This is a genomic window from Pseudarthrobacter sp. NS4, from assembly GCF_024758005.1.
Taxonomy (GTDB): domain Bacteria; phylum Actinomycetota; class Actinomycetes; order Actinomycetales; family Micrococcaceae; genus Arthrobacter.
Genome location: NZ_CP103288.1, coordinates 4,225,515 through 4,250,599, shown reverse-complemented (window position 1 = coordinate 4,250,599; position 25,085 = coordinate 4,225,515). Strand labels below are relative to the sequence as shown.

Here is a 25,085-nt window from a genome sequence, read left to right as displayed (position 1 = left end):
ACTCCTGTGGTGGTTCGTCGTTGAGCCAGCGTGAACTTCTCTGCCGTGAGCATATGCTGAACGGGCTCTGCCCGGGGTTGCGGGGGCGTTGCATGACGCGGTGCGTTACGGCGGAACCATGCCGCTAGATGCCCAGGATGCCCAGCGTCCTCCGGAGCGTGTCTGCGGAATGCCGCAGGGCCGCGAGTTCATCGTCGTCCATCGGTGTTTCGAGAACGCCAGCCACACCGCCGCGGACGACGATGCTGGGCAGGGAGAGGGCGACGCCCGAAATCCCGTACTGTCCGTCGAGGACGGTGGAGACCGGAAGGACCGCGCTTTCGTCGCGGAGCAGGGCTTCCACGATGCGCGCGCCGGCCAGGCCAATGGCGTAATTGGTTGCTCCCTTGCCGGCGATGACCTTGTAGGCCGCCTGCGTCACTTCACGGGCTGCTTCTGCAAGATATTCGGAGGTAAAGACGCGTTCCCCGCCTACTTTCCAGTCCCGGATGGGAACGGGCCCAATGGTGGCGCCGGACCACACGGGAAATTCCGTATCACCATGCTCACCCACCATGCTGGCGTGGACGCTGGCCACGGCGACGTGGGCCCGGCTGGCGAGCAGCCAGCGCAACCGGGACGTATCGAGGACCGTGCCGGAGGAAAATACCCGCCCTGCAGGCAGCCCGGAGATCTTCTGCGCTGCAACTGTGAGCACGTCACAGGGATTGGTGACCAGGACGTAGACCGCGTCCGGGGAACAATGGAGCAACTGCGGCATGAGCTGTTCGAGGATGCGGACGTTGGTGCCGGCGAGATCCAGCCGTGTCTGTCCCGGGGCCTGCTTTGCTCCGGCGGTAATCACGACGACGTCGGCCCCCTCCGTCACCCCGATGTCGCCACCGCCCGTTACGGAGGCGGCGGCAGCGAACTGGGTGCCGTGCGCAAGGTCCAGGGCCTCGGCTTCAGCCTTGGTGGCATTGACATCGAAAAGGGCGATGTCGCTGGCCGAGCCGCGGATCATTGCGGCATAGGCCAGGGACGTTCCCACGCTCCCGGCTCCAACAATGGCGAGTCTGGATCTGGACATGTGGTGCCTCGTTTTCCTGTCGTCCTGGGGAAGTTTCGGCCCGGCGTTTGGTGCAGTTGCCCTGATCGCTTTCAGGCTGCCGATTCAGGGTAGGCCGGCCCGCTTTCAGGGTAGGCGGGTCCGTTGAGTGTCCCCTGCCCGAGGAGTAGTGTGTGGCCCACCTCACTCAAACCCGCATAGGAGCCACCATGCCACATCTGGGACGCCGGTGCGCTGCCGTTACGGCAGCACTGGCGATGAGCGTGACCACCGGTGCAATTACCAGCCCCGCGTCTGCCCACAGCACTGACGACCGGCACGTCAACAAGGAGCCCACGGCTGCAGGGCGTGGCGGTGCGGTCAGCACTGTTGACGTTGATGCATCCGCTGCGGCCATCGAAGTCCTCCGCAAGGGCGGCAACGCCGTGGATGCAGCCGTAGCCGCTGCCGCCACTCTTGGAGTGACCGAACCGTACAGTGCCGGCATCGGTGGCGGCGGCTACTTCGTGTACTACGATGCAGAAACGGAGGAAGTGAGCACCATCGACGGCCGCGAAACAGCGCCCGCCGCAATGCCTGCAGATGCCTTTATCGATCCGGCTACCGGTGAACCTTTTCCCTTCAGGAAGCAGGCCACGAGCGGAATCTCGGTGGGCGTGCCGGGCACCCCGGCCACGTGGGAGAGGGCCTTGGAGCGCTGGGGCAGCATGAGCCTCGCCGAAACGCTGGAACCGGCGATCGAGGTTGCCGGGAAGGGCTTTGTGGTTGATGGGACGTTCCGCCAGCAGACGCTTGAGAACAAGGACCGCTTCCTGCCGTTCGAAGCAACAAGGAAGCTGTTCCTGCCAGGACCGGACAACGATGCGCCCGCTGTTGGGTCGATCTTCACCAACGAGGATATTGCCGGGACATACGAGCTCTTGGGGAAGCACGGCATGGACGCTTTCTACGAGGGCGAATTGGCCGAGGAGATAGTGTCCACCGTCAGGAACGCGCCCTCCTCCCCTGATCCCAAGGTGCTGCCGGGGCCTGCGGGTGTTATGACTGTTGACGATCTGGATGACTACGAAGCTCTGGACCAGGACCCCACCCACGTGAACTACCGCGGCTATGACGTCTATGGCATGGCGCCCTCCAGCAGCGGCGGCACCACCGTGGGCGAGGCGTTGAACATCCTGGAGGTCTTCGACCTGAAATCCCTGGCCAAGGCAGGTGACCAGGCAGGCGCCCTGCACCACTACCTTGAGGCAAGCGCGCTCGCGTTTGCCGACCGGGGCAAGTACGTGGGCGACCCGGCGTTTGTGGACGTTCCAACCGAAGAACTCCTGGACCCCGTCTTTGGCAAGGAGCGGGCCTGTGAACTGGACCCGATGCGCGCGGCAGCAAAGCCCGTACCGGCCGGTGACGTGGCCAAGTACGACGGTGCCTGCCCGGTAGAGCCCGCGGCTCTCGCCGATGAAGCGGACACCGAGAACATCAACACCACCAACCTCACGGTCTCGGACAAGTGGGGCAACGTGGTGGAATACACCCTCACCATCGAGCAGACCGGCGGGTCCGGCATCGTTGTTCCCGGCCGAGGCTTCATCCTGAACAACGAACTCACGGATTTCAGTCCTGTCTATAGCGAAACCGACCCCAACCGCATCGAACCGGGTAAGCGGCCGCGCTCGTCAATGTCACCCACCATCGTGCTGAAGGATGACGAACCCTTCCTTGCCCTGGGATCGCCCGGCGGCTCAACCATCATCACCACGGTGCTGCAGACGGTCATCAACCGGATCGACCTCGAAATGAAGATCGAAGACGCATTGGCCGCCCCCCGCGCTGCCCAGCGCAACACTGCAAACGTGACGGCCGAGCAGGCCTTCATCGATGCGTACGGGACAGCCCTTACATCGCGGTTCGGGCACACTCTCGCCGCTGCGGGTGAGCCCGGCACGTCAGCAGCAGAAATCGGAGCCGCCACCGCTATTGAGTTCCTTCCGGACGGAAGTACCGTCGCCGCCGCCGAACCCGCCAGGCGCGGGGGCGGTTCGGCAATGGTTGTTGAAGCGCCCTGCCGGTGCCAACACCGATAGTTAAAACCCGACGGCGGCACCCAGGGTTCTGTACCTCCAGAACCCTGGGTGCCGCCGTCGGGCGAGCCGGCCGTCCAGGACGTCCTGGCATGCCTGTTCGATGGCGCCTGAGCGTTCCGCGTCCAACAGCCCGAGTTCCCGGTTCGTCCGGGCAGCTGCAAGCTTGACCGCCGCGAGGCCCCGGACCAGGTGCATATTCGAGGACAGCTTCTGGCCCGTGATGGGAAAGTTTTCCACGGCCCGGAGCGTGTGCACGCCCCAGTAGGCGGAAGCGGGGACGTCCCGGTCGCCGAGCAGCTCGTGCTCGGACCTGGTGGTCGGAGCGGATGTGGCGTCCGCTGCGGTTTCGATGATAGTCATGGGTCCTTACGGGGCTTCATTGACGGGTGTGGACAGAAAATCAGTGGCTTGGAGTACGCCGACCTGGTGGCCCCCACCGAGCACCGGCGCAGTTGCGATACCGGCCAGGGGACCGGTGTCGACGCCGAGCGCCTTCAGCAGCCTGGCGGTGGCGGGCATCCGGGCACGGTCGCCGCCGTCGGAAATTTTGACGGCCACGGCGCCGCCGTCTGGCAGGCCTGCCAGCTGGACGCCTTCGAAGCCGTCCTTTGCGACGGCGCCCGGGAGGAGGCGCATCAGTTCGGTGACGTCGCGGGCCTCCCCGGCCACCATGTCCGGGTGCTGCCGCATGGCGCGTCCGACGGCGGCTTCCGCACTGCCGTCGTCGAGCGCGGCGGCGCGGGCGATAACTCCGAAGGCGCGGGCCATGCCCGGCAGCGTCAGGGCAAACAGGGGCGTTCCGCAGCCGTCGGTGCTGAGGGCGAGTGGTTCCTCACCGGTCAGTTCGGTGACCGTCCGGGCGACCAGCTGCTGCAGCGGGTGTGAGGGCTCCAGGTAGCCTTTGACCGGCCAGCCGTTGATGGTGCAGGTCGCAGCCATGGCGGCGTGCTTGCCCGAGCAGTTCTGGGTGAGGTGGGTGGAGCGGCCTCCGTTTCGCAGCCAGTCCTCCCGCTCGTTCACGCCGTAGGGGAGGTCCTTGCTGTTGCCGAAGTCGCTGACGCCAAGGCCGTGCTGTTCGAGGATCCGCAGGGCTCCCTGGCGGTGCTTTGCGCCGCCCGAGTGGCTCGCAGCGGCCAGGGCGAGGAGATCAGCCGGCAGTTCGAGGCCGGCGCGCACCATGGCCACTGCCTGGAGTGGCTTAAGCGAGGACCGGGGGTAGAAGGCCGCCAGCGGATCGCCTGCAGATGCCACTGTTGAGCCATCCGCTGCGAGGGCGATGGCAGACCCGTAGTGGACGCTTTCCACCAGGCCGTCGCGGATGGCCACCACCAGGGGCTGGTGCTGCGGGAGCATTGCAGCAGTATGGGCAGCAGAAAGTGCAGGGGAGAGCATACGTTCCTTGGAGGTTGCGTGCGGGCGTTACTTGTTCAGGATGGAGTAGAGGGCCGCGCCCACGGCCTGCAGGTGATGGGCCATGGCTGCGCGGGCATCTTCCGCTGAGCCGGCCTCGATGGCGGCAAGGATCTGCTGGTGTTCAACGTCGGAGGCGTGCTGCCGGTCTGCCACCATGTTCAGGGTTTCCGACTGGTTCGCCAAGGCACCGCGGATGTCCGCCACCACGCTGGCGAACACCTTGTTTCCGCTGGCCTGGGCGATGGCTGCATGGAAGCTGGAGTCCAGTGCCACCCAGGATTCCAGGTCTGTCTCGTCCGCCATCGCGGCCATGATGTGGCGCAGACTCTCCAGCTCTTCGTCTGTACGCCGCTCGGCGGCCAACCCTGCGGCTGGGACCTCGATGTGCGGGCGGGCCTCGGTGAGATCCCGGGCGGAGTATTGGCCCAACGTGAGGTCGTTGGCCACTTTGCTGGCCACGACGAACGTGCCCCTGCCTGTCTTGGTAACCGTCAAACCCAGCGCCGTGCAGGACCTGAGGGCCTCACGGATCACCGACCGGCTGACACCGTACTGCTGGGAAAGGGTGGCCTCGGAGCTGAGCTTGCTGCCCACTGCGACAGCCCCGGACTCGATGTCCCCGCGGATAGCATTGAAAACGGCCTCGGCAGCACTAAGCCGGGCGAGCGGAAGGGTTGCAGGCTGTCCTGCTGTCCGGCTGTCTGACAGGTTCACGCTTTAAAGATCGCAGGGGTCACAGGCACTGTCAAAATGCGTAGTTAAAACAAGGGAGGCTGGCACCGAAACGGTGCCAGCCTCCCTGGTTGGTCCTTCGGAGCTACGCTCCTGAAGCTGCCACGTTCTACCGGCTCATTCCCGGCCCGAAACGCGCGATGAGCCCGCTTCGTCGGACTCGACTCCAAGCTCCAGCAGTTTTCCGCTCTTGCGGTCCGCAAGGTAAGCCTTCATCTCGCGCTTGATCACCGGCATCAGCAGGTACACGCCGAGCAGGTTGATGAACGCGCAGATGAAGAGTGCGGCATCGGCAAAGTTCAGCACCTGGCTGAAGGTCAGGACCGTACCGACGACAGTGAAGAACAGGAAGACGCACTTGTAGGAGATTTCGGAAACCTTGCTGCGCCCGAAAAGGTACTCCCAGGCCTTGAGGCCGTAGTAGGACCAGGTGATGAGCGTGGAGAACGCGAACAGGGCCACTGCGAAGGCGAGGACGAGCGGGAACCAGGGCAGCACTGTCGCGAATGCATCTGAGGTGAGGATTACGCCGTCAGGTGCGCCTTCACCGGCCTGCACCTGGTCGATACCTGCCTGCAGGCTGGGGGCGCCCGCGATCACAATTGCCAAGGCAGTCATCGTACAGATGATGACGGTGTCCACGAGGGGCTCGAACATTGCAACGAACCCTTCGCTTACAGGACGGCGGGTCTTGACCGTGGAGTGCGCGATCGCAGCTGATCCCAGGCCTGCTTCGTTCGAGAACGCCGCACGCTGGAAGCCCACGATCATGACGCCCACGAGGCCGCCGGCCATACCTGACGGGTTGAACGCACCGGCGATGATGGCGCCGAACGCGGCCGGAACCTGGCCGATGTTCACGAAGATGACGAACAGGCAGGCGACCACGTAGATGAAAGCCATGGCGGGAACGAGCCTGCTGGTAGTGGCCCCAATGGACTTCATGCCGCCGAGGATCACGGCAGCCACGAGCGCCGCGAGGATGAGGCCGAAGATCAGGGCCGCTCCGGCGGTGCCGAGGAAGCCATCGTCGCCGCCGGTGACGTTTCGCATCTGGGCGAAGGTCTGGTTGGCCTGGAACATGTTTCCACCGGCGATGCCGAAGATCAGGATGGAGACGGCGAAGATTCCCGTGAGGATCTTTACCGGCACCTTGCCGAATTTTTGGAAAGCGATGGGCAGGTATTTGAACGGTCCGCCCGTGACGGTGCCGTCTTCGTGCACCTGCCGGTATTTAACGCCGAGGGTGCATTCCGCGAATTTTGTGGCCATGCCGAGCAGCCCGGCCAGGATCATCCAAAACGTGGCACCGGGGCCGCCGAGTGCCATGGCGGCACCCACGCCGGCGATGTTGCCGAGGCCGACAGTGCCTGAGAGTGCAGAGGTGAGAGCCTGGAAGTGGGGGACTTCGCCGGGGTCGCTCTTGGTGGAATAGCGCCCCCGCACCACTTCATAGGAGACCTTGAGTCCCCGGAACTGGATCAGGCCGAGATAGATGCTGATGATGACGCCGGCGGCGATGAGCCAGGCCACAACTGCGGGAAAGCTGACATCTCCGATGGTGATGGGAAAGAAGACTATGGCCGAAAATACTTCAGCGATCGGGCGGAATATGTCATCGATCGTTTGTTCTACGGAGGCCAGCCAACCGACTTCGTCATGGACAGTCATGGGTATTGCTTGCATTGGTTCCATACTCTCTGGTTGAGGGCTAACTGCCCCGCTCTGCCCAGAACAGCCGAAGCTGCTGCCTGGGCTTCCCCCAACGGATGTGAGCTGCGGCATATACCGCACCAACCTATGTCAAGTGCGCCAAAAATTCGACCTTGGGCTCGCCTTAGGGTTCTGGTAATAGGGATAACGGCGCAGCTTAAGAGCCTTCATGCCAGCGCAGAACCCGGAGAGCGCGCAGCGTGTTCCACCGGCTGGGCTGCCCGTCTCCATCCTCCAGCGGGAAGTGGACTTTTCCGGGATGGGTGTTCTCCAGCAGCCACGTTCCGTCCGGCTGCTGCTTTGAGCGGACTATTTCCACCGCTTCAGCCATGCGCAGGTCCGGAGCAGCTCCTGTTGCCCGGAAATAGTCCAGGCCCCGGAGGACGTCGTAAAACCAGCGGGTGGGGTAGGAGAAGCGCAGCCAGTCCCCGCTGATCATCCCGCCGTTTGATTTCCGCCTCAGCAACCCGCGCTCCAGCAGGTACTCTTCCGCGGTTTTTCGCGCAGCCCGGGACAGTGGAGTTCCGCCGGTGGCCAGTTCAAACTCCAACAGCCCGTCCAGGACACAAATCGTGCTGTGGAACGAAGAACGCGTGGAGCCCCGCCCGGCCTCACAGTTCCAGCCGCCGTCGGCCAGCTGTTCGCGGGTGAGGCGCTCGACTACGCTATCCACGTCCTCACCGAAGTATGCTCCAAGCGCCACGGTCATGCCGTTGATGCAGGGCTCAACTTCACCTTGGAAGAAGAGCTGGTTGCCTTCCTCCCAGTGGCTGTTCTCCCGCACCAGGGAGACCGCGTGTTGGGCTTCCGGGCTGTCGGGAAGCAGTCCGAAGTCGCGCAGGAGGAGCAGGCTGTAAGTGGTGGCAGTCCAGGGCTGGCCGTCGGGATCGTCGTCGTAGGCCGGCCAATACGTGCCGCCGTCCCACTGTCCGTCTGCTCCCTGCAGGCCAAGCAGCCGGGCGCCCCAGCCCTGGGTTGCGACACGCTTCCGCTCTTTCAGGACCTCATCGGGAGAAGCATCGCTAAGGTCGCGCAGCACCTGCCAACGGATGGCAGGGTCGGAGTCGAGCAGCCAGTCAAGCCGGTTCTGCATTTGCGGATATCAGAGGTGCTGGATTCCTGCCCGCTGCATGGCGTCCTTGTACGTCTCCACGTTCTTGAGCAGGAGTTCCTCCTGCTTGGCCTCAGAGACGGCGAACGCCCGCCCGCCGAGCGCGGTGGCCTTGTAGATCTTGATGCCACTGTTCTTCAGGGACGAGTGGTACGTCTTCTCAAAGAGTGTGAGGAAGGTGGAGGCGTCAGTGCCGTGGGCGATGATCGCCGAAACGCGCGAATTGATCTTCAGGAACTGACGGAACGGGCGAAGTCCATCAGTCTTTTCCTGAACGCTCAACGCTGATGGACTGCCCGCGTCGCGGACCCACGGGTAGGCGTGCCAGGGCATGACATAGCGGGGATCGAGTTCAGCAAGTTCGTAGATCTGCGTGGCGCGGCGGGCGGCCTCGTCATCGTTGTAATGGGAGACAAAGCCGGACTCGGTACCCTTTCCCGGGCTGACCTGCAGGCTGACAATCCGGCATTCGTCCTCGTCATGCACGGGGTCGATATAGGGGACGGTGGAACCCGGCTTCTTTTCCATCAGTTCATCGCAAAGCTGGGTCACCTTCGCGATGTTCGGTTCCTGTAGCAGGGCCTTTTTTTCGTCCCAATCAATCGTCACGATCTCTCCCTCAGCAGCAAGGCGTCCAGAATCAGGCGTCTTAGGCCACTCTACGCTTCCGGCCGGAAGGGTGGGCAGAGGAATTTCAGCGGAAGAGCATCCGCTGTCCCGTTTGCGCATGTAAGCGGTGGTCAAGGCAGGGCTGGTCACACATGCAGATGCAACTTGTCCTCAGGCCATCACAGGTTGCCGGAAGTGGGCCCGTTTAAGTGCCCTGGTGCGATGGCTGTGAGCACGACGACGGCGGGCGGACCGGTCCGCATCCGTCACCGACGAGCCACCTTGGGGAGCCGTGGTCAGCACGGTCCCAGGCAGTAGGGCTGCGGTGGAGTGGTAGGTGTGGCCGGTGGGGGTTCGGGTTTCGACCGTGTGCCGGACCCCGGGGAGAGGCTTTGCAAACCAGCCGGGGTTTTCTTTGGTGTGGTTGCAGGCTTCGCAGAGTCCTTGGCCGTTGCTGGCGGTGGTTGGGCCGTTGGTGTGCCAGGGGATGATGTGGTCGTGGTGCCGGATCGGTGCGTCGCAGTAGGGGGTGCGGCAGGTGTCGTCCCGGATCTGGAGGAACCGGCGGAGCCCGGGCGGGAAGATCCTGGCTTTTGAGTCCATTGCGACGAGTTCGCCGGTGCCGGGGGCGGTGTAGAGCCGGCGCAACCAGACGGACAGCCCGCCTTGATCAGGAGCACCAGGGACACCGGCAGCGGGATCGGCAGCGGTGGGTCCGCTTTCCGCATCCCCAGCCCAAGTCCGTGCCTTAGCTGGACGTGAGGGCTTGCCGGCGCCCGTTGACCCGTTCAGAACTGCTTCCCGTGCCCATTGGGCCGGGACGGTGCCGTAGCCGGGAAGCCGGGCGGGTTCGCTGTCGCCCTGGAGGAGGGTGCGGTCGGTCATGACGAGCTGGATCTCGATGCCGGTGATCCCGGCCGGGGTTCCGGTGAGGCGTCCGACCAGGGAATCGGCCATGATCTGGCCCCTTGTCCGTTCATCGCCGGTGGAGCGGAGGGTGTCGGCGTGCCGGGTCAGGGCGGCGTGGGCGGCGATCTCCTCATCCACCGCGCACCGGTCATCCAGGGACAGGCAGGCTGTCTCCTTCACCAGGAGCGTGGCCCGCCACTCGTTCAGCTGCCCGGACCCCAGGGCCGCCAGCGTCCGCGGCATCTCCGTCACCAACGCCTTCGCCAGGCCCAGGAGCCGGCCGCCGCGGGCCGGGGACTCACGCCTCGCCAACGCGACCTGAGCACCGACCCCGGCGCCCAGCTCAGCGGCAGGAACCCCCGCCGCAGCCTGGGCCCGGCGCTGGGACAGGTCAAAGGCCACAGCGATCTGCGCCTGCTTGGCAGCTGCGGCAGACTTCAAATCCTCAAGCTCCCGCAACTGCCCAATCATCCCCGCACCATCAGGAGGGACAGGAAGAGAAGCCACAATCCTTCCGGCCTTGGCAACCGACAGGACACCACCGCGCCCCGCCACTACCGCTGCCAACGACCCCACCGCTTCCATAACCAAAGTCTTCCAGCCGGTTCTGACAAAAGCCGCTGCTGGAAGCTGTATGTGGAAAACGGCACCGCGCAATAAGCAGGCATGCTGTTCAATGAGATATGCAGTTCACCAGGAAGGGCCTGAAGGCCGAGGGCTTCGCAGGCTTCCGGCCCATCCGCGACCTCGACACCATGAGGGTCCCGCAGGGAACAGGTCTCTTCGCAGTCGTCCGCCCCGAAGACTTCCAGCCGCGCTTCCTGAAGAAGAGCACCGCGGGTGTCTTCAAGAAGAAGGACCCCAGCCTGCCGGAGCCAGCCCTGGCAACAGAATGGGTGGACGATGCCGTCGTCCTCTATGTCGGGAAGGCGGGCCCGGGCAGCAAAGGCAACCGGGGCCTCCGCCGCCAGATCCAGGAATTCCTGGACTTCGGGCAGGGAAAGCCGCCGGGACATTGGGACGGCCGCCTGGTCTGGCAGCTTGCAGACGCGGACAACCTGGCAATCGCCTGGAAGGAACTTCCGGCAGGACAACTGAATCAGGCAGAAGCGGATTACCACGAAGCCTTCGTGAAGGAGTTCGGAAAGCTGCCGTTCGCCAACCTCGTCCAGGCCCGGGCCAAGGCCGGCAGCTGACGCTCAGAGGAAGCAACCAAGGGCAGGAAGTGCCTCGCCATAAGAACCGGCCAGTCCGCTATGCAGGCCCGCGGAGGCGTTCCATCTCGCGCCGGTCCTTCTTGGTGGGCCGGCCGGCGCCCCTGTCCCGCTGCGGCAGGCCCAGTGCCGGCGCGATGGGCCGCGGCGGGGTGTGGTCTGTGAAACAGTGGGAGGCGGCTTCGGCGCCTACACGCTTGGCGATGAGCCGGCGCACCTCAAGGATGCGCTCATAGCCTGGCATCCGAACGGTTACGGTATCGCCGGTCACCAGGGTGGCAGAGGCCTTGGACGGGTTGCCGTTCAGGCGGACGTGTCCCGCGCGGCAGGCGGCCGTCGCCGCGGAGCGGGTCTTGTAGACGCGGATGGCCCACAGCCACGCATCGATACGGACGCTGGCGGGGGAGGAAGGAAGGCTGGTCATGGCTGGCACCGAGTATAGCCCGGGGCCTGTCGGTCTTCAGCGCAAGCTCATTCGACCGTCACGCTGACGCGCTGAACCACGTTGTTGCCCATCCCCTGGTAGTTCCAGTTCTGTTTCAGCGGCTGGGTGGCGCCGGTGGCATCCGTGGCCCTGCAGGACAGGACGTGCTCGCCCGGGTCCGCCACCCATGGGAGGGCCCACTTGCGCCAGGCGAATCCGCCGGCCGGCTTGTCCAACTGGGCGGGCAACCAAGTGCCGTCGATGCCCACCTCAACACCGCTCACCGCGCCCTCACCGGACCAAGCCCTGCCCTGCAGCAGTACCGGCCCCGGGTTCAGAATCCGTTTCCGGGTGAAGAAGTCCGGGACGCCTGGAGGGACCATCAGCGAACGTACCCTGATCCGGGAAACCGGTGTGCCGGCGTCGTCCGCCGATTGCTGGAAGCGGTAGGCGACCTGCTGCTGGTAGCCGGCGAAAGGAGCGGTCACCACCTCTATGGACTGCAGCCACTTCACGCTGGCCATGCCGTACCAGCCGGGGACCACCAGGCGCAGCGGGTAACCGTGCTGGGGCGGCAGTTCGGTGCCGTTCATTTTGTAGGCAAGTACGACGTCGGCACGCAGCGCTTCCCGGATCGGCAGGCTCCGCGCGTAATGGTGGGGGACGCCGCCCTGCACTCCCGCATCGATGCCGGTGAAGACCACTTCCACAGCGTTCTGCAGTACCCCCGCCTTTCCGAGGAGGTAGGCGAGGGGAACACCGGTCCAGTGGGCGGTGCCCACTCCTTCAAGGACCCACGGCTGGCTCATTGGCCGTGGCGAAAGGAGCGACCGGCCATTGCCGGCGCACTCCAAGGTGACAGGCACGGTGATGGCAGGGTCCTTGCGAAGCGCGGCCATGCTCAATTCCAGCGCCCGCTCCACGGCTCCGCTGATCCGGAGGTGCCAGGACCCGACGTCAATATCCGGAATGTCGAAGTGGGTGAGGATGTAGTGGAGCCCCGGGGGAGTGACGTCCCGGCGCAGCGCCTCCAGCGGCATTGAGTGGTTTCGGGCTGAAAGCTGGAGCTCCTCCGGGGTGAGGGGACCAGCGGTGGGGCCGGCCGCGACTGCGGCCGGTACCCCCGGCTCTCCGGTTGGAGGGGTGGACTGCAGGTTGTCGTGGATCTGCGTCATGGCGGTGCGTTTCTGTTCGGCGGGTTCGGCTGGGCGGAGTATGCCTTGCCACAGGTCTACGCCCGCCCCGGCGGCGCGTCAACGCCCCGCCTTCAACACCCCGGCCTTCAACATCGGGCCCCGTCGACTCCTGCCCCACCGGGACGGCTACAGAACCGGGCGCGTCAGGAACTCCGCCAGGCTGATGGGATCCTGGCCGGTCAGCCCATGGACGTCAAGGGACACTCCCGCCATCTCGCCCGACGCCATTGCAAGGTAGGTGCTGACCCACGCGTCCAGCTGCCACTGCGGTGCGCCGTACGATGCCCGTGAGGCATAGGCCTCATCCACCGTCTCCTGCTGGTAGCGGACGGTGCGGCCTGTTCGTTCCGTGAGTACCTCGGCAGCCCGTGACAGGGTGAGTTCCTCCGGGCCGGTCAGGTTGTAGGTCTTCCCTTTCTGGATGGCAGGGTCGCGGAGTACTGCCAGGGCGCAGCGGGCTATGTCTTCACGGGCAACGCCGGAAAAGGCGCCGTCGCCGGCAGGACCGCGGATCACACCGTCCTCCCCGGCCAGGCGCGGCAGGAAGTCAAGGTAGAAGTTGTCCCGCAGGAACGTGTAGTCCATGCCGGACGCCCGGATGCGCTCTTCCGTGGCGTAGTGGTCCCGGGCAAGCGTGAAGGTGGCGTCCGGCGCCGCCCCGTAGAACGACGTGTAGACCAGGTGCTCCACTCCGGCCGCGGCGGCGGCGTCCACGAAGGCGTAATGCTGCTCGACCCGGTCCTCAGTTTCCGCGGCGGACACCATAAACAGCACTTTGGCGCCCTCAAGGGCCCGGCACGCTGCTTCAGTGTCGGAGTAGGTGCACACCACGGAGGCCGCGTTCTCCAGGTCGGGGGCGCGTGCGGCGTCGCGCACCAGCAGGCGCTGGGCGGAACCGGCCTGGGCAAACTGCCGGGCCACCATTCCGCCCAGGCCGCCGGTGGATCCCGTAACGGCCAGCAAGGGCAGGTCCGAAGCGTTGGTCAAGGGCCTACGCTTCCCGCTTGGGCGGCGACTTGGTCTGTGCAGGGTCACGCTCAGCCAGGGAGCCGATGGCTTCGTCGATCCTCTTCATGACCTCCGGCTCCAGCTTCACCCCTGCAGCTGCCACGCTGTCGGCGATCTGCTCCGGACGGGAGGCGCCCACGATGGCCGAGGCGACATTCGGGTTCTGCAGCACCCACGCCACGGCCAGCTGGGGCATGGAGAGGCCGGCTTCCTCCGCGATGGGCTTCAGTTCCTGCACTCCGGCCAGGACGTCGTCGCGCATCCAGCGTTCGATCATTTTTGCCCCGCCCTTTTCATCCGTGGCGCGGCTGCCTTCGGGTGCGGGCTGGCCGGGAAGGTACTTGCCGCTGAGGACGCCCTGGGCCATGGGCGACCAGACAATCTGGGACACACCCAGCTCTTCCGACGCCGGCACAACCTCAGCCTCGATGACGCGCCACAGCATGGAGTACTGGGGCTGGTTGGAGATGAGCTGGAAACCGAGCTCCTTGGACAGCGCGTGGCCTTCGCGGAGCTGCCCGGCTGTCCATTCGCTGACGCCGATGTACAGTGCCTTCCCCTGCCGGACAATGTCCGCGAACGCCTGCATGGTCTCTTCCAGCGGCGTCTCGAAGTCGTAGCGGTGGGCCTGATAGAGGTCCACGTAGTCGGTCTGCAGCCGGCGCAGCGAGCCGTTGATGGACTCCATGATGTGCTTGCGGGACAGGCCCAGGTCGTTCTTGCCCTTGGGACCCGTAGGCCCATAAACCTTGGTGAAAATCTCGAGGGATTCGCGGCGCTCGCCCTTCAGTGCTTCGCCGAGGACTGTTTCCGCTGCTGTGTTGGCGTAAACGTCCGCGGTGTCGAAGGTGCTGATACCGGCGTCGAGGGCTGCCCGCACGCACTGGGTGGCAACGTCGTTTTCCACCTGCGAGCCGTGGGTGAGCCAGTTGCCGAACGTAATTTCCGAGACTTTGAAACCGCTGTTTCCGAGGTATCTGAATTCCATGGGTTTCACGCTAGCCCAGATGGTTGCTCAGGGTAAGGGCTGTCTGCCCTTCTCAGGAGCACCCACAGAGGCTGAGCTTTTCTGCGCCGGCGCTGAACCCTTGAGCATTTCGGGGCCGGACAGCGACACGAGCGATCCGGTGTCGAGCGGTGCGAGCGGTTCGGGGTGCTGGGGTTTCTTGAATGACCGCGGCACCTCGCTGTGGGGGTGGTGGTTGTCCAGCGCGGACTCCACCAGGGGGGCCACCTCCGCCACCTGCTCGGCCGGCACGTGTGGATCCGGCAGGTCCCGCACGGAAAGTTTGATCTCCGGTGCCGCCGCACGTGCCCGGGCCATTGCACGGGCGTCCGCCTCGGCAACGGCTGAGGCCCAGTCCTCCGCCAGGACGGGCGGTTCGCGGCCCGCAGCGGTCAGTGCCGGATGCTGTACGACGGCGGTGCGCAGCGCCGACTTCAGGTGTGCCGGCTTCAATGCGGTACGCCAGCCACGCGGTTGCCTCCCGCCAGCCCCGGGCAAGGCCCTGGACAGGAGACCTGCCCGTGCCGGGCCGGAAGGGGAAGCCGCGGCAGCGCCGCCGTCGGAGGCGTCTTTTCGTTCCTGAAGCCGCGTCCCATACAGCTGCACCAGGGGGAGGGATTCCTTCCGGGAGCGCCCGCCGAACAGGCCCATCAGGACGACGGCGGCCAGGCGGCCGACGCCGGCAAGCACCAGGGTGATCACCCCCAGCAGGAAGAGGATGAAAAACATCAGGAATGCGACACCCACGGTGCCCAGGAAGGTCAGGTTGAGGATGAGCGTATCCGGGTTTTCCACGTCATCTCTCCTCTCCGCCGGCAGCGGCTCCGGCGCTTGCACCGGTTTGCCGGGGCAACAACTCCTTTTACACCTTACGGATTATTGCCGGGCCATGCCGCCGCAGGCAACGGCGGGTCCGTGGTTGTATCGAAGCTGTTACCGGATATGACACCATCCCGGTATGACAAAAATTGCGGGGCAGGACAATTGCGTCTGCCTGTCCGGGGAGCAGTACGCGCAGTGCTGCGGGCGGTTCCATTCCGGCGCGTCGGACGCGGCCACCGCCGAACAGCTCATGCGTTCCCGCTACAGCGCGTTTGTCCTGCTGGATGCCGGCTACCTCCGGCGGACGTGGCATCCAGACAACGCGCCGGCCGACATCGAACCTGATCCCGGCATCGGATGGCGGCGGCTGGACATCGTGTCCACCAGCCGGGGCGGCCCCCTGGACTCCGAGGGGACCGTCGAGTTCAAGGCGTACTTCCGGCAGGGCGGCGAGCGGGGCATCCACCATGAGGTGAGCCGGTTCGTGCGGCAGGACCGCCGCTGGTACTACATCGATGGGGATGTCCTCGCCTGAAAAGCGGGACCGGGCTGAAGAAGCCACTGCTCGCCCACCGGGTTACTCGTCGTCGTACGCGTCGTCCGGGGTGAACCCGGCCTTGTCGACTTTGCGGTGGAACCTCATTCCCGCGAGCCCGCCGAGGACGGCGCCCACCAGGGCAACAGCGGCCACCACGACGGCGGCGATGATGCTGGTGGTGGTCAACTGGCCCTCGTTGACGGGGATGCGGGGGAAGCTGTTGAGGTTGGCCAGCACGTTGAACTGCTGGCCGGCCACTAGCCCGAGGATGGCAACCACGACCGCGGCGATGAGGGCCCAAATCCATACCATCAGGCCCTGCTTGGCGCCGTTGAAGCGTGCCATGCGCCCGGCCACGTAGCCGCCGCAGTAGTAGGAGAGGAAGAGAATGACCAGCAGGACGATGATGCCCACCAGGCCTACCGTCCCCTGGTTCTGGGCCGCCTGGTTTACTGCTTCGTTGACGTCGGTGTTGCTGGCAAGGCCTACCGCGGTCCCGGCGGCAGCCACGAAGGCGGTCAGCAGGACGGCCATGCCCGTGGCCGTCAGCCAGCCGAAGAAGGCCGAGCCCACCTTGATGCCACCGAACTGTTCCTTTTCCCTGGCGACGGCGGTCTGCCGGTCAGTGACGTTGGGGTTTGCGGCGGGTGCCGGGGCGGCAGCCGCAGGGGCGTAGTCCCGCTCAGCGTAGGCTGCCGGCCGGTCCGAATAGTTGGAGCCCCGGTCCGCGTCCGTTGCCGGCACCTGGTCGAAGGCGCGCGTATTCTGGCTGTCCGAGTCCCCGGCACGGTAGCTTCCGCTCCGGTTGTCGTCCTCCCGGGCGCGCCGTGGGGGCAGGTTCTCTGGGTCCGTTGAGCTGCTCATGGTTCAACTCAACCATCGACCCAGAGGGATAGCAAGCGTGCTTACTATTTTGTGACCTGCAGTTTTACCTGTACTTGCGGTGCAGATTGTCCTTTTGGGAGGGGCCGGGGGAAGCGTCGGCGATCCACGGTCCGGTCCCTTCGGACGGGTCCAGGACACCCTCCTCCAGCCAGGTGTACTCGCCGGCGAGGACCCTGCGCGTGAGCCCCTGGTCGCCGTCGTCCGTGTTCCGCCAAAGCTGGTCGAAGTATTCGTCCACGCGCACCCGGGCCTGCTCGCAGTACGCTTCGGCAAGCTCGTAGGCGCTCGCTGCCCGCTCCGTCGCCGTGTTCAGGAGCATTTCAGCGCGGGAGCAGCAGGCCGTCATGGCAAACAGTTCGGCGCCAATGTCCACCACGCGCCCCAGGAACGCCTGCTTCCGCTCAAGCTTCGCCTGCCAGCGGCCCATGCCATAGAAGGTCTGCCGGGCCAGGCGCCGCGAAGATCGCTCCACGAAACGCAGCTGTTTGGCCAGCCGGCCGAACTCGCTGTAGGAGCGCGGATCCATGCCGGCGCCCGCCACGAGCTTGGGCAGCCACCTGGCGTAGAAGCCCGAGGCCCCGACGGCGGCCTTCGCTTTGTCGGACAGGCTTGCATCCAGGGACGCGAGGTCGCCCGCGGCGGCCAGGTGCGCGTCCACGGCCTCGCGGGCGATCAGGAGGCGCATGATCTCGGAGGAGCCCTCGAAAATCCTGTTGATGCGCAGGTCCCGCAGCTGCTGCTCCGCCGGGACCGCCCGCTCTCCCCTCGCCGCCAACGAATCCGCGGTCTCGAATCCGCGCCCGCCACGGATCTGGACCAGTTCATCCGCAATCCGGCAACTGATCTCCGTTGCCCACAGCTTGGCCAGGGCAGCCTCGATGCGCACGTCCTTCTGGCCGGCGTCGGCAAGTTCGGCGGAGAGTTCGAAGACGGCGTCAAGGGCAAACGCGGAGGCGGCGATGAAGGCGATTTTCTTGCCCACGGCCTCATGCTCACCCACCGGCCTGCCCCACTGGGTACGGGCGTTCGACCATTCGCGGGCTATCTTAAGGCTCCAGCGGCCGGAGGCGACGCACAGCGCCGGAATGGAAAGCCGGCCCGTATTGAGGGTAGTCAGCGCAATCTTCAGCCCCTGGCCTTCGCGGCCCAGCCGGTTGGCTGCCGGCACGCGGACCTGGTGAAAACGGGTGACCCCGTTCTCGATGCCGCGCAGGCCCATGAAGGCGTTCCGGTTCTCCACGGTGATGCCCGGCGAATCCATTTCCACCACGAAGGCGCTGATGCCGCCCTTGTGCAGCGTTCCGTCCGCGCCCGTATGGGCCGGCACCACTGCCATCACCACCACCAGTTCGGCGATCACGCCGTTCGTGGTCCAAAGCTTCACGCCGTCCAGGAGGTACGCCTCGCCGTCGTCTGTTGGTGTTGCTGTGCTGCCCATCCGGGCGGGGTCGCTTCCCACGTCCGGCTCGGTGAGGAGGAACGCGGTGACGGCGCCACCCGCACAGCGCGGCAGGTACTCGCGTTTCTGCTCCGGAGTGCCGAAAACCTTGACCGGCTCGGGCACGCCAATGGACTGGTGCGCGGACAGGAGGGCACCCAGGCTCGGGTGGACGCTGCCCAGCAGGGCCAGGGCCCTGCCGTAGTACACCAGCGAGAGCCCCAGCCCGCCGTATTCCTCGGGAATCTTCATCCCAAACACGCCGAGATCGGCCAGGCCACGGAGGTACTCGTCCGGGATCTTCGCCTCGCGTTCGATAACGCGCCCGTCCATCGTCCGGGCGAACTCCGTGAGGCGGGCCATGAACACTTCGCCGCGTTCCACGGAATCAGGGTTTGGGGTGGGCCACGGGTGAACCAGGCTGAGGTCAAAGTTGCCCAGGTAAAGGCCTTTGGCGAAGCTTGGGCGCTCCCAGCCGGATTCACGCGCCGCTTCTGCAACGGCGCGGGCTTCGTCAGCCGTGACACCGGATCCAATTTTGCCTGCGGGAACAGGGGTCTCGGTGGCCGGAGCATCTGTGGACGGGGAATCAGTTGCGGAGGTCATGGGATATCTCCTTGGCCGGATGCGGCCGGTGTAGCCATGGATCCGCCGGGTTGGAGAACCCTTCAGCTGTCTCTCAATATTACCCGTGGGTAAGTTCCGGTGCTAGGGGATCCCTGGCCTTGAAAATCCCCGGCTACATCGGCAGTCGAAGCGCGACGCACCAGCCGGTCCCACCCTGCGTTGATCCCGTGGACAACCGCCAGGAGCGTAGTTGCCACCACTGCCCACGTCAGCTTCCCCGCGCCCAGCAGCACCAAGGCAACCAGCCCTGCCGCCAGGACGAACGCTGCCAGGATGAAGGCGAACACCAGCGTTCCAATAAAGACCAAAGTGCTGGTTTCGAGCGTGCTTAGATCGAACTGCATGTATCCCCCTGCTGCGACGTTGCTTTGATGAAGACCAGTAGCAGAAGCGTAGGGGCACCCCTGCGCGGCCAGCCAGAGCCGCAACAGCCGAAAACGGCTCTTGATATGGGATCGAAACCCTACGGCGAAGTAGGTCACGGAGCGGTCGCGGCCGCCTGCGTTAACCTTGTAGTTGGCGGTTTTCCGTCCCCGCCGCCGCCCCGACCCCGAAAACAGCCCAAGGAGAGTGTGTGCCCCGCTCCGCCAGGTCATCCGCTGACGCCATCAGCGCCCGGCTCCGGGACCTCGAACTCCTTACCAAAGGACCTGCCTGGGCACTGACGCGCTCGGCTCCCTGGGTGATCGCGGTGCTGCAGGCTTCCTTTACCCGCACCCGGCCGCAGCTGCCGCTGGAGGAATTCCACGCCGACGTCGACTCCTTCCTTGAGGAGCTGCGCCGGCAGGACCCCGGGCTGGGTGGCGGCGCCAACGGAAAGGCGTTCGGCGACGAGTGGACGCGCCGGCAGTTCCTGACCCGCCGGAACCAGTCCGGCCAGATCGTTTACGAGGTCACCGAACCTGCGGCCCGGGTGCTCGCCTTCCTCGACAGCCTTTCCAGTGAGCGCTCCACCCTCAATGGGTCCCGCCTCGGCACCCTGCTGGGGGATGTGGAAAAGCTCGCCAATGAAACCAACCCGGACCAAAGCGCCCGGCTGGAATCCCTGGAAGAGGAGATCGAAGAGCGGCAGCTGCTGATCCAGGACATCAGCAGCGGCGGGTTCGACGGCCTGCTGGACGACGACGAAGCCGTGGAAGCCGCCGGAAACATCCTTGACCTGGCGGCCAGCCTTCCCGCGGACTACAAGAAGATGCGTGACCGGATCGAGGAGCTGGTGGGCGGGCTCCGCAACCAGATCATCGAGGAGTCGCTGACCAAGGGCGCCACCATGGCCCAGGTGCTGGAAGCCGATAAGCGGCTCCGCCAGAGCCCTGAGGGCAGGACCTTCCGCTCGTTCACCGCCTTCCTGGAGGATCCGCAGCAGCAAGTGAGGTTCCGGTCCGCGATAGGGGAGGTCCTCAGCCGGCAGTTCGCGGACGACCTGTCTACCGAGGACCGGGAGACCCTGAAGAACCTGGTGGCCGAACTGCGCCAGCAGCACAGCCAGATCCAGCGCATCTACGGCAAGCTCAGCGAAAGCCTCAACACGTACGTCCAGAGCGACGACTTCCGCCAGTCAGTCCGGCTCCGGCAGGTCCTGCGCGAAGCGGAGCAGGCCATCCGCTCCCTCCCGTACGAGCGCGACCGGCCCGGCCTGGTTCCCGGCCCGGTGCTCTACAACGCGGGTTTCGAGTCTCTCTCCATGGTGAAGCTCTTCGACCCCGACGAATTTGCGGCCCCGCCGAAACTCGCGGACCCCATCGCCTTCAGCGACTCCGACCGGGTGCGCTCGCCGAGGACCGGCAAGGCTAAACCCGAGGTCATCCGGTCCGCGATGGCCGGAGCCACAACGCTTGCCGAGGCGTGGCAACAGCTGCCGCCCGGGGAGCAGCACATCAACACCATCCGCGCACTCCTCTCGCACGCCCTGCACGCCGGGGCGGACTTCAACCGGGAAGCCTGGGACGGCCTGGAGTTTGAACAGATTGACGGAACAGCACGCAGGGCCTACCTGCCGGTGGTCACGCTTACAAAGGATTCTGATGACTGACGTTACGAACGCTACCGGCGCGGAGCGACCCTTCACCGGGGGTGTCAGCCCGCGGGACACTTTCATCGACGGCGCCGCCCTGTTCCCGGGCGACACGGGAGTGCTGTCCATGAAGGTCAGGCAGGCGCTGGTGAAGCTCCTCAAAGGCCCCTACATCGACGGCGGCCGCGACGAGAAGCTCTGGACGGTGCTGCTGGACAACCAGGTGATCCTGCGGAGCCGTCTCTCCGAGCTCTTCCTCGCCATGCAGCTGGATCACGAACGGAAGATCGCCGTCCTGCGCCCCGTCGATCCCGACGCCATCGGCGGCAGTGCGCGTTCCAGCATCCTTCGGCAGCAGCGTGCCCTTAGCCGGGTGGAGACCATTGTGCTGCTCCGGCTGCGCCTGCTCCTGGACCGGCACGTCACCGCCCAGACCGACCCCACCATCACCCGCGAGGAAATCGCCGACCTGGTGACCCACTACCAGCCGGCCGGCCAACAGGACGCGCTCCGCGACTCCGACGTGGTCACCCGGGCCATCACCAAACTCCTGGCCCGCCAACTCCTCCTGCCCACCGGACTGGATGACGTCTACACCATCTCCAACGCCCTGCCCCTGGCACTGCCCTTCGAAAACATCGGCGACATCCCGGCGCATATAGAGGCCCTGGTGGCCGCTTCGGCGGACCCAACCGGCACAGAAGCGCTGATAGAGCTCGACGGCGACGCGCCGGACGAGGATGGTGCGGATTCCCCGGGGGCGGCAGCACCGTCATCGTACCCAGCCACGGCCACGGAAGAGAGCGCCAAGTGAGTATCGCCAGCATGCTCCCGATCGGAGAAGTCACGAACCCGGGCCAGATGCGGCTTTCGTTGGTGCAGGTGGTCAACTGGGGAACGTTCCATGGGGCGCACACGATGCACGTGGACCGCAACGGAACGCTGCTGACGGGCAACTCGGGCGTCGGCAAGTCCACGTTGTTCGACGCGATGCTGCGGGTTTTCGATGCCCGGCCGAGGTCGAATGAAGCGGCTGCGCAGCGGTCGGGTGGTGCTGTTGAGGACAAGCGGACCACGTTCACGTACATGCGCGGCAAGGTGGGCGACAAGGCTGTGGGCGAGGGCTCCGCAAGTGCCTTCCAGCGGCCGGGTGCCACCTGGTCTGCCGTCGCCCTGACTTTCGATAACGCCGCCGGCACCAAGGTGACCGTTTCGGCCCTGTTCGATTTGCCGAAGAACGGTACGGAATCGAGCGTTGGGCGCTTCTACCTGATCGACAGCACGCCCCTGGACCTGGCAGCCGTTGAGGGCATCGCGGACAAGCGATTCACCAAGGCTGCCCTGGAGACGATCTTCCCGCACGCGCAGGTGTTCGATGTCCATAAGGCCTTCGCGGAGCGGTTCCGCCGCCTGCTGGGGATCAACTCGGACCAGGCCCTTCCGCTCCTGCGCGTTATCCAGGCGGGCAAGGGGCTGGGCGGCAGCGTCAACACGTTTTTCCGTGACCAGGTCCTGGACGCCCCGGCAACGCTTGCCGCCGCCGATGACGTGGTGGAGGAGTTCAGCAACCTGATGTCCATCCGGCAACGGCTGGAGGACGTCCGGCAGCAGCGCGACCAGCTTGCTCCGGTTCCCGGACTGAACCGGGAGTACGCGCAGTCGCTCCTGGACGCGAACCGGCTCCGCGAGCTGGCCGGCGGGGAATTTGAGGCCTACCGGCAGCGGTTGGCCGTGACGGTCCACCAGAAAACGCTGGCCCGCTTCAAGGAACTGGCCCAGGCAAAGGCAAGGGAGCTGGGCGCTGAGCGTTCAGTCCGCGACGGCCTGGCAAGGGAGCTGCGCCAGCTGGAGACCGATTACAACAGCCAGGGCGGCAACGCGATTTCCGCGATCGAGCAGTCGCTGGAGAACGCACGGGTGGGGCTGAAGCTCCGCCAGCAGGTGGAGGAGGCGGCGCAGCAGGCACTCGCCGATGCCGGACTGCAGCTTGAGTGGACGGCTGGGGGGTGGGAGCAGGCGCACGAGCAGGCGGCCGCGCGTTCCGCCGAACTGAAGGACGATTCGCAGGCGTTGCAGGAGCTGCGGTTCGAGGCGTTTGATGCCCACGCGACCAGGAAGCGCGAGCTTGCAGCTGCCGAGCAGGAGCTCGTGTCCCTGAAGACGCGCAAATCCCTGCTGCCGCCGTCGAGCATTGAAAATCGGGCCGCGATCGCTGCCGCCACAGGCATTCCCGAGGACCGGATGCCGTTCGCGGGTGAACTCATGGATTTGGCAGAGGGAGAGGAGCGCTGGCGGCCCGCCGCAGAACGCGCCCTCCGCAACCTGGCCACCACCCTCCTGGTCCCCGGCGAGCATTTTGCTGCCGTCACCCGGTACTTGAATGACCATAATGTCCGCGGTGCGCTTCGGGCGGTGGATGTGTCGAAGCCCCTGGCGGGCGGGGCGCTGGCCGTCGAGGACGCGCGCGACGGCGACCTGCTCACCAAACTGGACATCCTCGCCACGGGTGCGGCTGCTGAGCCCGGATCATGGGTCCGCGAGCGGATTGCCCTCGACTTTGCCTACCCCTGCGTGGAGGACCCGGACGAACTTGCCGTGCTGGACAAGGGTCTCAGCCTGGGCGGAGTGGTCAAGCGCAACCGCCACACGGTGGAGAAGGACGACCGCTTCACCAGCCGCCAGGATTACGTCCTGGGGTTCGACAACGCTGCCAAGCTGGAACTCGTGGCCGGCCAGGTGGAGGACCTCCGCCAGGAGGTCGCCAAGGCGGCGGAACTGGCCCAGAGCCGCGAGGACTCGCACCAGGGCATGAGCCGGCAACTCGACGCCCTCCAGCGCATTGCGGAGGACGAGCGCTCCTGGGGGCAGGTGTCCGCGGCGGTTGCTGCGGAAGAACTGGCCCGGATCGAGCAGCGGCTCAAGGACGCGTTGGCCGCGCAGGCTGATCTGGAACCGCTGCGCGCCACCATCGAGCAGGTGCGGCAGAAGCACCAGTCCAGCACCGAGGCCGCCGCCGTCCTGCAGAGCGAATACAAGGCGCTGGACAGGCAACTGACCACTGCCGATTCCCTGCTGGAAAGTGCACGTGAGCGCCTCGCCCAGGCGCCGCCGTCGGACGCCACCATAGCCGCGCTGGATCCGTACTTCACGGACTTCGGCGACGTGACGGAGATGCATGAGCTGGACAACCTGGCCAACCGGGTGCGGACGGTACTCCTGGGCGAACTGCACGAGGCGGAGTCCCGCGGACAGGCCACCGCCGAGCGGCTGACCAGGATTTTCGAGGGCTTCGTCCGGGAATGGGGGAGTGCCATCTCGGCTGACCACGGCACCACCATTGGCGCTGCCAGCGAGTTCGAAAGTCGCTATCACGCAATCGTCAGCGACGGTCTGCCCGCCCAGGAGGCAGAGTTCCGGCAGTTCTTCAACCAGCGCACGCACGAGTCCTTCAGCACGCTGCTGCACCTGCTTGATGAGGAACGGCGCTCCATCACCAGCCGGATCCTGCCGCTGAACGGGATCCTCTCGCAGGTCAACTTCCACGAGGGCAGCTTCCTCGAACTGGACATCAAGCAGACCCTGCCGCCTACTGCCAAGCAGTTCAAGGACGCCGTCCAGAACGCCCTCAAGGCACGCCACTCCCGGCCCGCCAGGTCCGAGGCCGGCAAGGACCGCTCCGCTCCGGAACGGGACGACGACGCCGAGCTCACCGCCCGCTACAAGTCACTCGAAGCCCTGGTCAAGCGGCTTGGCTCCCAGGCCCCGGAGGACCGACGCTGGCGGGCCGAGGTGCTGGACGTCCGCGGGCACCTGTTCATCCAGTGCAAGGAACACCGCGAAGTGGTGGGTCCCCGCGGGGCGAAGAAGTCCGAGGTGTTTATGCACGCGGACACCGGGTCAATGTCCGGCGGCGAGCGGCAGCGCTTCACGGCGTTCATCATGGCCGCCGCCCTGAGCTACCAGCTGGGCATCGCCGACCAGGGCTTCACCACCTACGGCACGGTGATGATGGATGAAGCCTTCGTACTGGCTTCCGAGGAATTCGCCGGAGCCGGCATCAAGGCGCTCCACGAATTCGGCTTCCAGCTGCTGCTCGCCGCACCGGAGAACGTGATTGACCTGTCCCGGCACCTTGGCTCGGTCACCGAGATCCTCCGGGACAGGCGCACCAACCGCTCCGGCATCCTCACCGCACCCGTCATCCGTCCGCGCCCCGGAGAAGAAGGAGCATGGCGGTCCGAAGCCAACCCGGTGGACATCGTTTTGCGCTAGTTACCAACGGAGGGGCTCTATAACA

21 protein-coding genes and 1 pseudogene are annotated in these 25,085 nt (G+C 65.6%); 6 read left to right on the top strand and 16 right to left on the bottom strand.

Annotation, left to right across the window (positions count from 1 at the left end):
- Window positions 1-124: 124 nt before the first annotated feature.
- The gene (locus NXY83_RS19945; protein ID WP_258803920.1) at window positions 125-1,069 is read right to left on the bottom strand and encodes an L-lactate dehydrogenase; all 945 of its coding nucleotides are present in this window, start codon (window positions 1,067-1,069) and stop codon (window positions 125-127) included.
- 188 nt (window positions 1,070-1,257) lie between these two features.
- Between NXY83_RS19945 and ggt the strand changes: the two genes are divergently transcribed.
- Window positions 1,258-3,129 carry a gamma-glutamyltransferase gene (gene ggt / locus NXY83_RS19940; RefSeq protein ID WP_258803919.1) on the top strand — a complete coding sequence of 624 codons (1,872 nt, stop codon included), beginning with the start codon at window positions 1,258-1,260 and terminating at the stop codon, window positions 3,127-3,129.
- A gap of 63 nt (window positions 3,130-3,192) precedes the next feature.
- Here ggt and NXY83_RS19935 read toward each other — a convergent pair.
- From NXY83_RS19935 to NXY83_RS19905, 7 genes and pseudogenes are all read right to left on the bottom strand, one after another.
- A pseudogene (locus NXY83_RS19935) lies at window positions 3,193-3,489 on the bottom strand (lyase family protein); the annotation flags it as partial.
- A gap of 6 nt (window positions 3,490-3,495) precedes the next feature.
- On the bottom strand, window positions 3,496-4,521 hold the full coding sequence (locus tag NXY83_RS19930; RefSeq protein WP_258803918.1) for an asparaginase: 1,026 nt from the start codon (window positions 4,519-4,521) through the stop codon (window positions 3,496-3,498).
- Window positions 4,522-4,548: 27 nt separating this feature from the next.
- The gene (locus tag NXY83_RS19925) at window positions 4,549-5,256 is read right to left on the bottom strand and encodes a FadR/GntR family transcriptional regulator (RefSeq protein WP_258803917.1); all 708 of its coding nucleotides are present in this window, start codon (window positions 5,254-5,256) and stop codon (window positions 4,549-4,551) included.
- Between the two features lie 135 nt (window positions 5,257-5,391).
- Window positions 5,392-6,945 carry an alanine/glycine:cation symporter family protein gene (locus tag NXY83_RS19920; RefSeq protein ID WP_258803916.1) on the bottom strand — a complete coding sequence of 518 codons (1,554 nt, stop codon included), beginning with the start codon at window positions 6,943-6,945 and terminating at the stop codon, window positions 5,392-5,394.
- Window positions 6,946-7,144: 199 nt separating this feature from the next.
- Window positions 7,145-8,080 carry a hypothetical protein gene (locus NXY83_RS19915; protein WP_258803915.1) on the bottom strand — a complete coding sequence of 312 codons (936 nt, stop codon included), beginning with the start codon at window positions 8,078-8,080 and terminating at the stop codon, window positions 7,145-7,147.
- Window positions 8,081-8,089: 9 nt separating this feature from the next.
- A complete protein-coding gene (locus tag NXY83_RS19910; protein ID WP_258803914.1) occupies window positions 8,090-8,707 on the bottom strand; it encodes a uracil-DNA glycosylase in 618 nt (205 codons plus the stop codon).
- Window positions 8,708-8,878: 171 nt separating this feature from the next.
- The gene (locus NXY83_RS19905; RefSeq protein ID WP_397427537.1) at window positions 8,879-10,201 is read right to left on the bottom strand and encodes an HNH endonuclease; all 1,323 of its coding nucleotides are present in this window, start codon (window positions 10,199-10,201) and stop codon (window positions 8,879-8,881) included.
- Between the two features lie 98 nt (window positions 10,202-10,299).
- Here NXY83_RS19905 and NXY83_RS19900 point away from each other — a divergent pair, with 98 nt between their 5' ends.
- Complete coding sequence (locus tag NXY83_RS19900; RefSeq protein ID WP_258803913.1) at window positions 10,300-10,812, top strand: hypothetical protein; 513 nt, start codon at window positions 10,300-10,302, stop codon at window positions 10,810-10,812.
- A gap of 58 nt (window positions 10,813-10,870) precedes the next feature.
- On the opposite strand, the gene NXY83_RS19895 is transcribed toward NXY83_RS19900, so the two are convergent.
- From NXY83_RS19895 to NXY83_RS19875, 5 genes are all read right to left on the bottom strand, one after another.
- A complete protein-coding gene (locus NXY83_RS19895; protein WP_258803912.1) occupies window positions 10,871-11,254 on the bottom strand; it encodes an RNA-binding S4 domain-containing protein in 384 nt (127 codons plus the stop codon).
- 47 nt (window positions 11,255-11,301) lie between these two features.
- A complete protein-coding gene (locus tag NXY83_RS19890) occupies window positions 11,302-12,429 on the bottom strand; it encodes a sulfite oxidase (RefSeq protein WP_258803911.1) in 1,128 nt (375 codons plus the stop codon).
- 147 nt (window positions 12,430-12,576) lie between these two features.
- Window positions 12,577-13,374 carry an SDR family oxidoreductase gene (locus NXY83_RS19885; protein ID WP_397427611.1) on the bottom strand — a complete coding sequence of 266 codons (798 nt, stop codon included), beginning with the start codon at window positions 13,372-13,374 and terminating at the stop codon, window positions 12,577-12,579.
- A gap of 67 nt (window positions 13,375-13,441) precedes the next feature.
- Window positions 13,442-14,446 carry an aldo/keto reductase family protein gene (locus NXY83_RS19880; RefSeq protein ID WP_258803909.1) on the bottom strand — a complete coding sequence of 335 codons (1,005 nt, stop codon included), beginning with the start codon at window positions 14,444-14,446 and terminating at the stop codon, window positions 13,442-13,444.
- Window positions 14,447-14,473: 27 nt separating this feature from the next.
- A complete protein-coding gene (locus NXY83_RS19875; protein WP_258803908.1) occupies window positions 14,474-15,259 on the bottom strand; it encodes a hypothetical protein in 786 nt (261 codons plus the stop codon).
- Between the two features lie 163 nt (window positions 15,260-15,422).
- On the opposite strand from NXY83_RS19875, the gene NXY83_RS19870 reads away from it, so the two are divergent.
- Complete coding sequence (locus NXY83_RS19870; protein ID WP_258803907.1) at window positions 15,423-15,821, top strand: YchJ family protein; 399 nt, start codon at window positions 15,423-15,425, stop codon at window positions 15,819-15,821.
- Between the two features lie 42 nt (window positions 15,822-15,863).
- Here the strand turns inward: NXY83_RS19870 and NXY83_RS19865 are convergent, their stop codons facing one another.
- From NXY83_RS19865 to NXY83_RS19855, 3 genes are all read right to left on the bottom strand, one after another.
- On the bottom strand, window positions 15,864-16,688 hold the full coding sequence (locus tag NXY83_RS19865) for a TIGR04086 family membrane protein (protein WP_258803906.1): 825 nt from the start codon (window positions 16,686-16,688) through the stop codon (window positions 15,864-15,866).
- A 64-nt stretch (window positions 16,689-16,752) separates the two neighbouring features.
- Window positions 16,753-18,753 carry an acyl-CoA dehydrogenase family protein gene (locus tag NXY83_RS19860; RefSeq protein WP_258803905.1) on the bottom strand — a complete coding sequence of 667 codons (2,001 nt, stop codon included), beginning with the start codon at window positions 18,751-18,753 and terminating at the stop codon, window positions 16,753-16,755.
- A gap of 62 nt (window positions 18,754-18,815) precedes the next feature.
- A complete protein-coding gene (locus NXY83_RS19855) occupies window positions 18,816-19,118 on the bottom strand; it encodes a hypothetical protein (protein WP_258803904.1) in 303 nt (100 codons plus the stop codon).
- Window positions 19,119-19,348: 230 nt separating this feature from the next.
- Between NXY83_RS19855 and NXY83_RS19850 the strand changes: the two genes are divergently transcribed.
- Genes NXY83_RS19850 through NXY83_RS19840 form a run of 3 tightly spaced genes read left to right on the top strand, consistent with a single transcriptional unit; the run spans window position 19,349 to window position 25,060 of the window.
- Window positions 19,349-20,806 (top strand): DUF3375 domain-containing protein, encoded by a 1,458-nt coding sequence (locus NXY83_RS19850; protein WP_258803903.1) that lies wholly within the window; start codon window positions 19,349-19,351, stop codon window positions 20,804-20,806.
- Entirely contained in the window at window positions 20,799-21,602 is an 804-nt protein-coding gene (locus NXY83_RS19845; RefSeq protein WP_258803902.1) for a DUF4194 domain-containing protein, read from the top strand. Before NXY83_RS19850 ends, NXY83_RS19845 begins: the two co-directional genes overlap by 8 nt.
- Entirely contained in the window at window positions 21,599-25,060 is a 3,462-nt protein-coding gene (locus NXY83_RS19840) for an ATP-binding protein (RefSeq protein WP_258803901.1), read from the top strand. The genes NXY83_RS19845 and NXY83_RS19840 overlap by 4 nt, the downstream gene beginning before the upstream one ends.
- Window positions 25,061-25,085 lie beyond the last annotated feature (25 nt).

Excerpts from the sequence above, each read along its gene's own strand:
- NXY83_RS19945 (WP_258803920.1), bottom strand. The coding sequence starts at position 1,069 with ATGTCCAGATCCAGACTCGCCATTGTTGGAGCCGGGAGCGTGGGAACG.
- ggt (WP_258803919.1), top strand. The coding sequence starts at position 1,258 with ATGCCACATCTGGGACGCCGGTGCGCTGCCGTTACGGCAGCACTGGCG.
- NXY83_RS19930 (WP_258803918.1), bottom strand. The coding sequence starts at position 4,521 with ATGCTCTCCCCTGCACTTTCTGCTGCCCATACTGCTGCAATGCTCCCG.
- NXY83_RS19920 (WP_258803916.1), bottom strand. The coding sequence starts at position 6,945 with ATGACTGTCCATGACGAAGTCGGTTGGCTGGCCTCCGTAGAACAAACG.
- NXY83_RS19915 (WP_258803915.1), bottom strand. The coding sequence starts at position 8,080 with ATGCAGAACCGGCTTGACTGGCTGCTCGACTCCGACCCTGCCATCCGT.
- NXY83_RS19905 (WP_397427537.1), bottom strand. The coding sequence starts at position 10,201 with ATGGAAGCGGTGGGGTCGTTGGCAGCGGTAGTGGCGGGGCGCGGTGGT.
- NXY83_RS19900 (WP_258803913.1), top strand. The coding sequence starts at position 10,300 with ATGCAGTTCACCAGGAAGGGCCTGAAGGCCGAGGGCTTCGCAGGCTTC.
- NXY83_RS19895 (WP_258803912.1), bottom strand. The coding sequence starts at position 11,254 with ATGACCAGCCTTCCTTCCTCCCCCGCCAGCGTCCGTATCGATGCGTGG.
- NXY83_RS19890 (WP_258803911.1), bottom strand. The coding sequence starts at position 12,429 with ATGACGCAGATCCACGACAACCTGCAGTCCACCCCTCCAACCGGAGAG.
- NXY83_RS19885 (WP_397427611.1), bottom strand. The coding sequence starts at position 13,374 with ATGGTGGCCCGGCAGTTTGCCCAGGCCGGTTCCGCCCAGCGCCTGCTG.
- NXY83_RS19880 (WP_258803909.1), bottom strand. The coding sequence starts at position 14,446 with ATGGAATTCAGATACCTCGGAAACAGCGGTTTCAAAGTCTCGGAAATT.
- NXY83_RS19870 (WP_258803907.1), top strand. The coding sequence starts at position 15,423 with ATGACAAAAATTGCGGGGCAGGACAATTGCGTCTGCCTGTCCGGGGAG.
- NXY83_RS19865 (WP_258803906.1), bottom strand. The coding sequence starts at position 16,688 with ATGAGCAGCTCAACGGACCCAGAGAACCTGCCCCCACGGCGCGCCCGG.
- NXY83_RS19860 (WP_258803905.1), bottom strand. The coding sequence starts at position 18,753 with ATGACCTCCGCAACTGATTCCCCGTCCACAGATGCTCCGGCCACCGAG.
- NXY83_RS19855 (WP_258803904.1), bottom strand. The coding sequence starts at position 19,118 with ATGCAGTTCGATCTAAGCACGCTCGAAACCAGCACTTTGGTCTTTATT.
- NXY83_RS19845 (WP_258803902.1), top strand. The coding sequence starts at position 20,799 with ATGACTGACGTTACGAACGCTACCGGCGCGGAGCGACCCTTCACCGGG.